The organism is Arcticibacter tournemirensis (genome assembly GCF_006716645.1).
GTDB classification, from domain to species: Bacteria; Bacteroidota; Bacteroidia; order Sphingobacteriales; family Sphingobacteriaceae; genus Arcticibacter; species Arcticibacter tournemirensis.
The window spans coordinates 3,905,837-3,919,840 of sequence record NZ_VFPL01000001.1; the positions used below are offsets into that span (position 1 = coordinate 3,905,837).

Below are 14,004 nucleotides of genomic sequence, written 5' to 3' on the forward strand. Positions count from 1 at the left end.
CAATCGATTTAAAATACAAAAATTATTGCCATATAAATAGTTTATTACTCCATCTTTTCCTAGTTTTGTAAAATACTACGGACACTTACACACTCTATCTTAAATGTGCAGATGAAAATTTTCAAACAAGGAATCCCCATTTCTCCGTCTTTAACTTATCTAAATACCTCTGACAAGAACATAAAGAAGTCTTACTTTCAGAAGAAGCGTCTATTACGTATTTCAGCACTCTGTGTATTAACAGCAGCGGCCATCAGTTTCGTCGCAAAAATTCTTATTTATCTTATCAATCTGGTTACTAATATTTCTTTTTATGGCTCCTTTGACTTTGCTTTTAATAGTCCTGCCAATAACCTTTTAGGGCTATGGGTGATTGTTGTGCCTGCAATGGGAGGCCTTTTGGTGGGTTTAATGGCTTTATATGGATCGAAAGCTATAAGAGGTCACGGAATACCTGAAGCGATGGAGCAAATTCTAACGAACAAAAGCAGGATTAAGCCTTCCATTGCTTTTCTAAAGCCGATATCTGCAGCTATTGCAATAGGAACTGGAGGCCCCTTCGGCGCTGAGGGACCGATTATTGCTACTGGCGGAGCTTTTGGTTCAACGCTTGGTCAGCTCCTTCATGTTACTCCTAATGAGCGAAAGATCATTTTGGCAGCGGGCGCCACTGCCGGCATGTCGGCCATATTTGGAACACCGGTTGCAGCAATCTTCCTGGCTATTGAACTCCTTCTTTTCGAATTTTCTCCAAAGGCTGTCCTCCCTGTGGCCCTCGCGTGCATCACAGGAGCCGCAGGCCATCATTTCCTGTTTGAATCCGGACCGGTCTTCCCTATGCCAGATCTGGATATCCCATCAAACATGGCATTGGGGATATATAGCTTTATCGGAATTATTATAGGCATTATTTCAATGGCACTGACTAAGGCAGTCTACTATATTGAAGACGCTTTCGAAAAACTTCCGGTTCATTGGATGTGGTGGCCTGCTATTGGGGGGCTGGCGGTGGGTATAATTGGCTTCTTCGCTCCGGCAACTCTCGGAGTGGGATATGAAAACATCACAAACATGTTATCGGGAAAGGTTCCTATGATACTGATGCTGAGTCTGTGCTTCTTTAAATTTCTTTCCTGGGCAATAGCGTTGGGGAGTGGTACATCGGGCGGTACTTTGGCCCCCCTATTAACAATTGGAGGAGCAAGCGGGGCTATATTAGGCTCTTTGATACTGAGCTTGTTTCCTCAATCAGGCATCAGTGTTCCAATGGCTGCCCTGGTAGGAATGTCGTCTATGTTCGCCGGAGCATCGCGGGCTTATTTAACCAGTATTACATTCGCACTCGAAGCAACGATGCAGTCTCATGCCTTACTGCCTCTTTTGGGGGCTTGTACAGGATCATATCTGGTTTCCTTTTTCCTTATGGAAAATACTATTATGACTGAAAAAATAGCCAGAAGAGGGATATACACCCCCGATTCATATGAGCCTGATGTATTGAGAAAAATGTCGGTTTCGGACGTAGTTAGACAAGATCTCATTGCAATAAACGAAGGGAACACCATAGCAGAAACAAGAGAGTACTTACGCGATTATTCTGTTTCTGAGAGCCATTTTTTGGTTGTAGATAAGGATGGTTTATTTGTCGGGACGGTAACGACTCTCAATATTCTTAACGAAAGTCGGAATCCTGATTCTTCAATAGCAGAAATCACCAATCGAAACATCGCTATCCTAAGATCTGATGACACTCTTTCAAAAGCAGTAACCCTCATGTCGGAATCGACTGAAGATTTTCTGCCAGTAGTCTCATCAAATGATAATAATACAGTTAATGCTATTCTTACCTACAAGGACGTCTTATCCGCTTATCAATTAAACCATCATGAAAACCATAAGGCTGCTGTGGATCTATCGCTTAAAAGGCAACATATGAAGGTATTAATTAAAGGCAAACGACTAGTTAATACTGAAAAAATACGCCTGAATTCTCAAAAGTAAAGCATAAATAATTCTGACATGCATAGCGATGAATCCGGTATATGCAGGGCGGGAGTATGGACAGCTGTAGTTGCCAGGGCAAAATATCTTAGTCGTACCAGTATCTTTGCCCTGGCAACTTGGCTCCTAAAGAGTAATATCGTTTTCAGCAGTTGCGTACAATCCGATTAAAGAACCTGTGAACCCCCCGGCAACATCCGTTGACAATATGTCACCAGAAACGGTTCCTCCCACATTCTTAAACTGTTGTTTATCCGTCGAATAGTTGAACTGATAGTTATCTCCCTTTGCCACAACCTGTAACTGTACCGGCTTCCTGATATCTATTTTCTCACTTCCAATTATCGTAGTCTTGCCTTTTTCGGTTCTTGCCAAAACCAAATAGTTTTCATTTCCCTTCTTTGTAAGTCCGAATACGTAATTAAACGTTTCTCTTTGATAACAAACAATTCCCGCCAGGTCTTTTTCTGATTGCGGAACATATTTTACCGTCACCGTCGCATCAAAGGTATTATGCTGCTGCCTGTAAAAAAGAGTGGACGTAGGGGCAACTGCTTTTATATTTTGCTTATATGGATTGATCTTCAAGCCGTTTTTTGTCAGGCTAATAAAGTCCTCGCGGGGGCCCCGGACACCAATCCACCGGTAATCAAGCACCTTTTCTGCAAAGTTATCGGTGAAGGTGAAGTTGCCATTCGGGAAAAAGCCGTTTTGTCCGGTAAGGTTTTTAACGCCTGCAGGGCTTTTTAATTTCGTTTTTAAAGGAATAAGTCCGTTTTCAAATACAGGAAACTCTCCGGTCCAGTCAACCGGAAGAATGAATGTCCCACGGCCTGTTGTAACACGGTTCGTTTCGTTCGGCCGGATAGCGAGAAAAACACCGTAATATTTACCTCCCGGTCCTTCTACTAAATCTGCGTGGCCAGCCCAATCAACTTTATTTGCCCGGTTCACAGGAAAGTATCTTTGAGTAAGAATAGGATTGTTATTAGCCGGTATAAAAGGTCCGGTAGGTTTATCGCTAACAAAAATCACCTCACTATGCCAGCCACCAGTGCCGCCTTCTGCACACATCAGGTAATATCTTCCATTCTTTTTGTAAATATGAGGGCCTTCAATCCAGATGGGCTTTTGAGAAATATCAACTCCTCCGTCGACAATTATTTTATCGGTCCCGGGAACGACACGGTCGTTTTGAACATCGTATTCCCATATTTTTATTACGCGATGCCCTTCATATAAAGCTTTTCCTTTTGGCGGGGCATCATTATGAACAACGTATGCTTTTCCATTATCATCAAAGAAAAGCGAGGGGTCTATACCTTCAAACTGAAGCTTGATAGGATCGCTCCACCCCTTCGCCGGGTCTTTTGTCTTCACTACCATATTACCTATCCCACCGGCAAATTGGGTGGTTATCATATAGAAGGTGTCGTTATTCGGATTATATTTAATATCAGGAGCATAGATTCCTGCCGAGATTCCTGCATCCTGTACTTTCAGTTGCGAGGGCCTGTCAAGCACATGCCCTAGCTGTTTCCAGTTCACCAGGTCGTTAGAATGGAAAATCGGAACTCCGGGAAAAAAGGCAAACGATGAATTTACAAGGTAGTAATCATTCCCCTTTCGTGTAATGCTGGGATCGGGATAACAACCCTGCAACAGAGGAGTATAGAACTCATCTGCATGGAGAGGATTTTCATTATATATCTGGTCATCTCCTCTATAACTGAACTCACTGAAAACAGGTGCGTTCTTTACTGTTTTTTTAGCCTCCTGCGAGGATGCATCAAACATTGACAACATTGCAGCCAGCAAAATTGCTCCGCGACATTTTAGATTGAAAGTAGATTTAAACCCTTTTTTTCTCATTATAACTAAATAAAATTAACTAGAGCAGCACGATGATATTTTCACTATTCAAGGCTACAATTCGCTATTGAGTATATTGTGTTAGTTTTTTTTATAAGGCAGGTAATTACGCTGCTCTCCACAATGCCAAAACTAACACCATGATAATTGGCGAAATGGTTAAAAAGTATAAATAAGTAGCACCAATGTTTAAGAAGTTCAGTAAATCGTATACATAGGAGGCATTTGACATTTATACTATCTTTTTTTACGGGATGGTCTTTGGCTTACTCTTCTATAGCTTAGTTTTGACAGGTTATTCGGAATTTGTTTCTGTTTAAGATGTATCTCAGCCTGTCAATTAACCATGCGAACTACTTTTAGAACAAGCTGATGACATTTGCTACAAGCTCGAAACACAATAAAACCTAAAATAAAAGTATGAAGATCCGGTTAAAACAAAATGTTCAACTAACACTACTGGCATTTGCAAGTTTACTCTTTGCACATAGTAATGTATTTTCACAGGACAAGAACTTCTATATATTTCTGTGCATCGGACAATCAAATATGGAAGGCAATGCAAAATTTGAGGCCCAGGACACCGTAGCTAACGAACGCTTCAGAGTGCTTCAGGCTGTTGACTGCCCTGACCTGGGAAGATCTATGGGTAACTGGTACGCCGCTGTTCCGCCTCTCTGCAGATGCCGGACTGGTCTTACGCCGGCAGACTACTTTGGAAGAACAATGACTGCCGGACTTTCATCAGATATTAAGATAGGTGTCATCAATGTTTCGGTTGGCGGTTGTAAAATAGAATTGTTCGATAAGGGTCATTACCAGAGCTATGTATCAACATCTCCCGACTGGTTGAAAAACATGGTAAAAGAATATGATGGCAATCCATATGGCCGACTTGTAGAAATGGCAAAACTGGCTATGAAGGCCGGAGTGATAAAAGGCATTCTATTACATCAGGGGGAATCAAATACAGGTGATACTGAGTGGCCTCAGAAGGTCAAAACGGTTTACGAAAGCATCCTGACGGACCTGGGCATCGGTCGGGTGCCCTTGCTTGCAGGAGAAGTTGTGGGTGAAGATCAGGGCGGTAAGTGTGCCAGCATGAACAAGATTATAGCAACGCTGCCCGCTGTCATCCCAAATGCTTATGTTATTTCCTCTGCAGGGTGCCTTACAGCACCCGATAACCTTCACTTTAATGCTGCAGGATACAGAGAGTTGGGAAAGAGGTACGGCGAAAAGATGCTTTCACTGATCAGGGAAGAAGACAAAAAACAGAAATCAAAATAGTAAGCCCATATTTCCTTATATCAGATGAAAAGAACAATAGCTTTTCTCTTCCCACTGCTTGGAGCGCTCATTTTTTCAACCTCCATTTGTGCTCAGAAAGCATCCAATCCGGTCATTTTTGCGGATGTTCCTGATATGTCGGTGATCCGCGTGGGCAACACGTACTATATGAGCAGTACGACCATGCATATGAGTCCCGGCGTGCCCATAATGAAATCAAAAGATCTGATCAACTGGGAGATTGTCAATTATGCTTATGATATACTTGATGACGTGGACGAACTGAATTTAACTAACGGAAAAAGCACGTATGGCCGCGGATCCTGGGCAAGCAGCCTCCGCTACCACAAGGGCACCTATTACGTCAGCACCTTTGCCGGAACAACTGACAAAACCTATATCTATAGTACAAAAAACATTGAGAAGGGACCGTGGAAGTCTCATTCATTTAAACCGGCATTCCATGATCATTCTCTTTTTTTCGATGATGACGGAAGAACATATTTGATCTACGGCAGCGGAAAAATCATGCTTACTGAGCTTAACGAAGACCTCTCGGGCATCAGGCCCGGATCACACAGCCGCGTAATTATCGAAAATGCCGGAACGCCGGCAGGGCCCAATATTGGCTTGCCGGCAGAAGGGTCGCAACTATTTAAAATAAATGGCAAGTACTATCTTTTCAATATAAGCTGGCCTCGTGGGGGCATGCGAACAGTGATCGTCCACCGTGCCGATAAAATCACAGGACCATACGAGGGCCGGGTAGCATTGCAGGATAAGGGTATTGCCCAGGGTGGTTTAATCAGTACGCCACAAGGACAATGGTACTCCTATTTGTTCCGCGACTTTGGATCTGTAGGCCGTATCCCTTACCTGGTGCCTGTCTCCTGGCAGGACGGCTGGCCTGTGCTGGGCGTTGACAATAAAGCCCCCGATGAGCTGAACCTACCGGCAAGCCGGGGATACAACCCGGGTATTGTCGCATCCGACGAATTCAACAGGAAAAAAACAGACAAACCGCTTCCTCTCGTTTGGCAGTGGAATCATAATCCTGATAATCAACTTTGGTCATTAAACCAGCATCCCGGTTTTCTTCGCCTTACTACGGGAAGAACCGACTCATCTATTCTTTCTGCCCGTAATACAATTACGCAGCGCACTTTTGGACCGGAGTGTTCAGGCGTAACTGTTATGGACGTGTCGGGAATGAAAGAAGGTGACTGTGCAGGTCTCGTGCTTCTGCAGGCCAGATACGGCTGGGTGGGTGTAAAGACGGAAGCCGGGGGACAACGCTCGGTTGTCATGGTAAATGCAGACTCCGGTGCGCCCGTTGAGGCACAACGTATTCCTCTAAATCAAAAAATGGTTTACCTGAAAGCTGCATGTGACTTTAAAGAAAGGGCCGACAAAGGGTATTTCTATTATAGCCTTGATGGCAGAACATGGACGTCAATAGGCAGCGTTCTGAAAATGTCGTATACAATGCCTCATTTTATGGGATATCGCTTCGGACTGTTTAATTACGCGACAAAAAAACAGGGCGGTTATGTGGATTTCGACTTCTTCCGCATAAGTGACAGGTTGACGGAAAAGAAATAAAAGGAGCCCGCCGTAGTACAACCGGCAGGCTTTTTCTTCTTTTATTTAAACAACAATTGCGAAAACAAATAAAGGTCGTTCTTCCATACCTTAAAATCGTGCCCCCCTGGTTCAACATAAAAAACATGTGGTACATTTTCCCTTATCAGATAGTCGTGCGTCCGTTCGCTGAAGGACATGAGATTATCATTGTCACCACAGGAGATCCAAAGCAGCTTAAGCTTTTTTCGTGCCTCCTCCGGACTGGGGACAAGTTGCTCGGGAACTTTCGTATTGGGAGCAGATGAGAATCCCCCTACCCAGGCAAACTTATCCAGGTTGCCCAACCCAAAGTTCAAAGACTGTCCGCCCCCCATTGATAATCCGGCGATAGCACGGTTCTCCCTTTCTTCTTTCACTGGATATTTTCCTTCAATAAAAGGGATAAGATCATTAAGCAGATCTTTCTCAAAAATGGCAAAGGCCTCAACCTTATCCGGGGCCATAATATTACCCGTTGCCCCATCGTCTTTCATTGCCCTTCCGTTTGGAAGCACTACAATCATTGGCTGAATCTTCTTTTCGGAATACAGATTATCAAGAATGATTTGGGGCTTGCCCTGATTAAACCATTCTTTCTCATCGCCCCCGATCCCATGCAGAAGATAAAGAACAGGGTACTTTTTGCTTTTTGAAAACCCGGGAGGTGTATAAACAAGAGCCCTTCGGACAGAACCGACTGTCTGAGAAGAATAAGAAACGGTATCGATTTTGCCGTAAGGGATATCTGCACGTAAAGAGTCGAAGCCTGCAGGTGCTTGTTTCATGGTTGGCTGTGAGAACGCAGCCCCCGAGATGGATAAAATTACAAAAGAAAGAAATATGTGTTTCATAACATTTTTGAGTGGTTCGTTATATTAAGAGTATCTATTTACCAGTATAGCTGTAAGTTCGTCCTTTAGTTGTAACAACATCGTAAGTAAAACCAGTGCCTGCGTTTTGCCCTTTAAGCTTCGCTTCGCTCGAAATAACAGGTTTCGCAATCTCATCTATGTAATAAAAGGGATTATCGTTTTTACCTTTAGCGGAGTTGAGAGATACACCGGAAGATGCCTTTAACGGAGTCGGAACTTTCAACCGCATAATACCGCCTATGTTTGATTTGATAACCAACTTTTTAATACGGGAATCTTGCCAGACCATCTCTACGATTTCGAATCCTCCCCTTGCTTTCAAGCCTTTTACGCTTCCGTTCTTCCACTCATCAGGCAATGCCGGCAGGAGATGGAGCGATCCCGCGTGACTTTGCATCAGCATTTCTGCAATTCCAGCGGTACACCCGAAATTTCCATCGATTTGAAAAGGAGGATGCGCATCAAACAAATTATTGTAGGTCCCTCCCCCGTCCTTGTTTACTCCAAGGGGCGTGAGCTGTGTTTTTATTAACTGCCAGGCTCTGTTTCCGTCAAGAAACCTTGCCCACATATTGACTTTCCAGCCCATGCTCCAACCCGTAGATACATCTCCCCTGTAAACGAGGGAATTTCTCGCTGCCTCAAACAGCTCAGGTGACTGACCGGGTAAAATCTGCTTTCCCGGAAACAGACCAAACAGATGGGAAATGTGGCGGTGCTTATCATTCGGATCATCCCAATCTTCAAGCCATTCCTGCAACTGGGCATGCTTTCCGATCTGCATTGGCGGCAGTTTTCCCCGTGCTTCCTTCAGCCGGTTCATAAATGCCATATCATTCATTTTAAGTATTTCGGCTGCACGGATGGTATTTGACAAAAGTTCGAAAACGATCTGATTATCCATAGTAGCCCCATAAGTAAGGGACACACCCTGGAACCCGGGTTTTTTAGGCTCGTTCTCAGGAGAAACCCCCGGAGCCACTACCAGCCAGCCATGTTTTGGTTCGACAACCAGGTGATCAAGGAAGAATTCAGCGGCTCCTTTCATAACAGGAAAAACTGACGCGAGGTAACTGTTGTCTCCACTATATAGATATCTCTCCCATAGATGTTCAGACAGCCAGGCCCCTCCCATCGGCCACATCCCCCAATATACCCCATCAACAGGGCCGGTGATCCTCCAGATATCTGTATTATGATGAGCTACCCATCCGCCAGCACCATACATCACTATTGCGGTCTCCCTGCCGCTTTCGGAAAGATCTTTAATCAGGCTAAGCAATGGCTGATGCATCTCGCTGAGATTGGTATTCTCTGCAGGCCAGTAGTTCATCTCTGTATTAATGTTAATGGTATACTTACTGTCCCATGGCGGGCTCATAGAATTATTCCATAGCCCCTGAAGATTGGCTGCCTGCCCACCCGGTTGAGAACTGGATATCAGAAGATAACGACCAAAATGAAAATAAAGAGCAACCAGTTGCGGATCGTAGCCACTTGCAAAAGCCCGCAGTCTTACGTCAGTTGGCTGAGATGCTGAGGGGCTTTTCCCGAGGTCGAGATACACACGGTTAAAAAATTTCTTGTAGTAAGTAATATGATCTTTTAGCAATTGCTGATACGGCTTCGATGCTGCAGCCGAAAGCATCCGCTCAGCTCTCTCAGTGGCATCACCACTAAGGTCTTTGTATGAATTAAAATTCGTACCAACAGAGACATAGATAGTTGCACTGGTAGCTGACCGTACTGCAATGGAAGAGTCGGCTGACAGTTGCGTTCCACCTTCAGTATCAACTTTTACCAATGCCTTGAATTTAACCATTCCCTTCACGCCTTCATGGTCTGATGTTGTTCCGCTAAGCTCTATCCGGCCCTTTGAATCAATTTGCTTCAGCGAATTATGAAGCGAAGATAAGGAAGCCGAAAAAGAAAGGCTCCCTGGCTTATCGGCAGTCAGGCGGATCACAACTGCTTTATCTGTAAAAGACGTAAAAACCTCCCTGTTGAACCGGATGCCGTTTACCTGGTAAGTTGTCCGGGCAACAGCATCCTCTATGTTGAGTTCCCTGTAATACCGATCGGGATGCCCGTGTCCTTTAAAGTCAAGATATAAGTTCCCCACCGGTTGAAACTTCATGCCCTGACTCGCTTTCGAAATCATTGTTCTTCCGGCAAGTGCCTGCGCTTCTGCAAACTTCCCTTCAAACAAAAGCTTTCTTACTTCCGGAAGAGATTTCAATGCTTCAAGGTTATCATTCCTGTTTGGCCCTCCTGACCAGACAGTGCCCTCATTGATAGAAATGATCTCCCGGTCCGGATTCCCATAGACCATGGCTCCCAGAAAACCATTCCCTAGCGGCATGGCATCGGTCCAGGTGTTTCCGGCGGGTTTATTATACCATAGTTTTAAGCTGGTATTACTCTGAGAATAGAGGTTAAATGCCGAAAAAATGAAACCAGCCAAACTTATACATCTGATTATTATTGGAGATCTGAGTGCCTGCATTATCCCTGGGATCGTATACTTAAAACTTCGTGTTAATAGTTTATAAATTTATGGATTCAAATGCTTCTTCAGTATTTGAAAGAGGTATGTTCAAAGCTATATACCGCTTCTATTAAGTTAGTACAGGAATCACCAAAAAAATAGCAGATTTGTCTATAATACCCGAACTGTTATAAACAAGTGACCGCATTGAATTACATAGCCTTAGCATATCAATGTGCGGAGCGCTGAAGCTTTAATGTACAATTGACATTTATCCTACCTTTTTTGACACATGGATCATTGTGTTCGTCAGTACGGGCATATTTTTGATCTGTCCATGTAAACAGAGCCGAAGATGGCGGTGGCTTATTTATTCATCGCCATATAAAACTAACTTATATAAACCATTAACCAATTAAAACAGTGCTTATGAAGCCACCAACATAACATCACTCATGTTAGCTTAAATGATAACGTCGTCATTTATCCTAAAGTCAGTATTAATAACAACACGGTTATTATAAAACTAAGCCCAATAGAATCATGAAAAGGACTAACCACTCTAAAGCTCCGCCTATATCCGATGTCTCGAATTAAAACGTACTCAGGGATCATCAGGAATAAATTCTATAAGCAACCTATTTCCCCTTTAACAATATCTTAGAATGAAGAAAAAAATACTAAAAGTAAAAAAGGGCGTATCTCTCAAGTGCTCCTTGGGGAAACGTCTGTTAACCAGACTGCATCTTACACACCTTATTATGATGTTTCTGGCCCTTAGTGCCACGGCACAACAAAAACGTACTGTTAAAGGAACGGTACTGGACGAGCAGCAAAATACTGTCATAGGAGCCACGGTTACTGTCAAAGGGACGACGATACGGACCCTAACAAATGTCGACGGAAAGTTCACCCTAGTCGTTCCTGGCGACAAGCAAATACTTGTTATCTCATACGTTGGGATGCACACACAGGAAGTCGACATCCGCGGAAAAGCCGAAATAAGAGTGGCAATGCGGGATGATATGGCTAAACTCGACGAAGTAGTAGTTATTGGCTATGGGATACAGAAAAGGGCAAGTATTGTGGCTGCCGTCGCTCAAACGACAGGAAAAGTACTCGAAAGAGCTGGAGGAGTGTCCAGCATCGGGGCTGCTTTGACCGGAAATGTACCGGGAGTTGTAACGACTGCCAGTACGGGTATGCCAGGAGAAGAAGACCCTCAGATCCTGATCAGAGGAAGAAGTACATGGAACAATACCAGTCCCTTGATCCTGGTAGACGGAATAGAACGCCCGATGACAAGTGTTGATATAGGTTCTGTAGAATCAGTGTCTGTACTGAAGGATGCGTCGGCAACTGCTGTTTTCGGAGTCAGAGGAGCTAATGGGGTCATTCTCATTACCACCAAAAGAGGCAATGAAGGCCGCGCAAACATTCGCGGAACTATAAATAACGTAGTTAAGGTGCCCTCCAAACTGCCAGGAAAGTATGATGCTTACGATGCTCTGCGGATCAGAAATCAAGTGATTGAGTACGAGCTCGCACTACGTCCGGAAAGCTGGAACGATTATCTCCCCCAGGAAATTATTGATAAATACCGCTATCCGGCCGATCAGACAGAAGCTGAGCGATATCCCAATGTAAACTGGGATGAAGTACTGTTTAAGAACTACGCTATGTCTCACAATGCCAATTTGAATATCTCAGGAGGCACTAATAAAGTAAAGTATTTTGCCAATGCAGATTACCTGTACGAAGGCGACCTGTTCAGGACTTTTGAGAATGATCGCGGGTACGAACCTGGATATGGGTTCAACCGTTTAAACATGCGAAGCAACCTCGATTTCCAGCTATTTAAACCTACTATTCTGAAGGTCAATCTTTCCGGATCCAGAGGAGTTAAAAAGATGCCTTGGGGAGCTTCTAACGGAGATTATGGTTACTGGATATCAGCATATTCAACTGCACCCGACGTTTTCATCCCCCAATACTCTGACGGAACGTGGGGGTATCATGCCCCGAACGTCCAACGCGGACTAAACTCGGCAAGGAACCTTGCTATGAGTGGTATAGAATACACTACTACCAACAGGATAACCACCGACTTCATTCTGGATCAGGATTTAGGCAGCCTGGTAAAAGGTCTGAATTTTAAGGGAACCATTGCACTCGACAACACTTTTGTTGAGGGAGACAGGGGGGTGAATGATTTATATAATGATGTTCAGGCCAAATGGGTCGATCCGAAAACCGGACAAACCACCTACCAACTGGCTTTCGACGCCACTAATCGTTTCGATTTTCAGAATGGAATAAACTGGGCTACAAGCGCAGGCGCGGTTGAAGACTGGTCTACTTATCGCCGGCTTTTCTACCAGGCTCAGCTAAACTATTCCAAAACTTTGGGAGCCAAACATAATATCACGGCGATGGGCCTGTTTAACCGAAACCAGTACGCTACGGGAAGTGAAATACCATTTAATCGCGAGGACTGGGTTTTCAGAACAACTTATAACTATGCCAATAAATACATAGTAGAATACAATGGTTCTTACAATGGATCATCAAAGTTTGGCCCCGAAAATCGTTTTGCTTTCTTTTCATCAGGAGGGATAGGCTGGACGATATCTGAAGAAAAATTCATGAAGCCGCTTACTTTTATTGATAATTTAAAACTAAGGGGTTCGTATGGTGAGATTGGAGACGACAGTGGAGGGGCACGCTGGCTTTATCTTACTCAATGGGCTTATGGTCAGCAGACCAGGCTTGGTGTAACAGGTGTGGATTCAGAGAACAGCCCTTATGTCTGGTATAGAGAAAGCGCTTTGGGCAACCCGGATATACGTTGGGAAAAAGTAAGTAAAATCAACATCGGTACTGATTTTAGTTTTTTCAGGGGCTTGATTTCGGGTAAGCTTGATTTCTTTAGGGATAAACGCTCAGACATCCTGCTTACCGGAGACAGCCGTGCCGTTCCTTCATATTATGGAGTGGATCCACCGACTGCAAATCTTGGGATTGTTGAAAACAAGGGATATGAACTGGAACTGGCTATTGATAAAAAGTTGAATCCCAACTGGCACATTTGGGGAAACATAAATTATACCCGTTCTAAAGACAAGGTTCTTGAAGCAGATGACGCTGCCCTGCTACCCGAATACCAAAAACGCATGGGGAAGCAAATCAGTCAAAGTTATTCGTATGTAAGCGCGGGTTACTACAATACATGGGACGAGCTTTATGCCAGCACAGTAGCTGATAACGGAGATGCTCAGAAATTGCCGGGCAATTATCATATTCTTGACTACAATGCAGATGGGGTTATCGACTCAAAGGACAACATACCTTACGCATTTCCATCGGTGCCCCAGCATACCTTTAATGCTACCTTAGGATTGGACTGGAAGGGATTCACCGCTTTCGTGCAGGTCTACGGAGTAAATAATGTCACACGTCAGGTAGTTTTCGGTAGCTTGTCCGGGCAAAATCATCTCGTTTATGACGAAGGATCGTATTGGTCAAAAGATAATACAGGTGCAGACGTACCCCTTCCGCGTTGGCTATCAACACCAAGCAGCTATAATTCGGGAAGCAGGTATATGTTTGACGGATCGTATATCCGTCTGAAGAATGCAGAAGTTGCCTATACTTTCCGTAAAGAGAACAGCTTCATAAAAAAGATCGGCATAGAGAGTTTGAGGGTTTTTCTGAATGGAAACAACCTGGCGGTCTGGACTAAGATGCCTGATGACCGGGAGTCGAACTTTGCGGGAACCGGATGGGCCTCTCAGGGAGCCTACCCTACTGTAAAGCGCTATAATTTAGGTGCTAATATTATCTTCTAAAAGAAATACC

7 protein-coding genes are annotated in these 14,004 nt (G+C 44.1%); 4 read left to right on the forward strand and 3 right to left on the reverse strand.

Annotated elements, in window-relative coordinates; translation table 11 throughout:
• Nucleotides 1-111: 111 nt before the first annotated feature.
• Nucleotides 112-2,001: a chloride channel protein gene (locus BDE36_RS16465; RefSeq protein WP_141815728.1), complete on the forward strand. Its 1,890-nt coding sequence runs from the start codon at nucleotides 112-114 to the stop codon at nucleotides 1,999-2,001.
• Between the two features lie 126 nt (nucleotides 2,002-2,127).
• On the opposite strand, the gene BDE36_RS16470 is transcribed toward BDE36_RS16465, so the two are convergent.
• Entirely contained in the window at nucleotides 2,128-3,873 is a 1,746-nt protein-coding gene (locus tag BDE36_RS16470) for a glycoside hydrolase family 43 protein (protein ID WP_141815729.1), read from the reverse strand.
• Nucleotides 3,874-4,293: 420 nt separating this feature from the next.
• Here BDE36_RS16470 and BDE36_RS16475 point away from each other — a divergent pair, with 420 nt between their 5' ends.
• Entirely contained in the window at nucleotides 4,294-5,163 is an 870-nt protein-coding gene (locus BDE36_RS16475; protein ID WP_141815730.1) for a sialate O-acetylesterase, read from the forward strand.
• 24 nt (nucleotides 5,164-5,187) lie between these two features.
• Nucleotides 5,188-6,765, forward strand: coding sequence for a glycoside hydrolase family 43 protein (locus BDE36_RS16480; protein WP_141815731.1), 1,578 nt, complete (start codon nucleotides 5,188-5,190; stop codon nucleotides 6,763-6,765).
• 41 nt (nucleotides 6,766-6,806) lie between these two features.
• Here the strand turns inward: BDE36_RS16480 and BDE36_RS16485 are convergent, their stop codons facing one another.
• A complete protein-coding gene (locus BDE36_RS16485) occupies nucleotides 6,807-7,637 on the reverse strand; it encodes an alpha/beta hydrolase (protein WP_141815732.1) in 831 nt (276 codons plus the stop codon).
• A 34-nt stretch (nucleotides 7,638-7,671) separates the two neighbouring features.
• Complete coding sequence (locus BDE36_RS16490; protein ID WP_235904357.1) at nucleotides 7,672-10,122, reverse strand: glycoside hydrolase family 95 protein; 2,451 nt, start codon at nucleotides 10,120-10,122, stop codon at nucleotides 7,672-7,674.
• Nucleotides 10,123-10,811: 689 nt separating this feature from the next.
• Between BDE36_RS16490 and BDE36_RS16495 the strand changes: the two genes are divergently transcribed.
• Nucleotides 10,812-13,994 (forward strand): SusC/RagA family TonB-linked outer membrane protein, encoded by a 3,183-nt coding sequence (locus BDE36_RS16495; RefSeq protein WP_170205923.1) that lies wholly within the window; start codon nucleotides 10,812-10,814, stop codon nucleotides 13,992-13,994.
• Nucleotides 13,995-14,004: the final 10 nt, after the last annotated feature.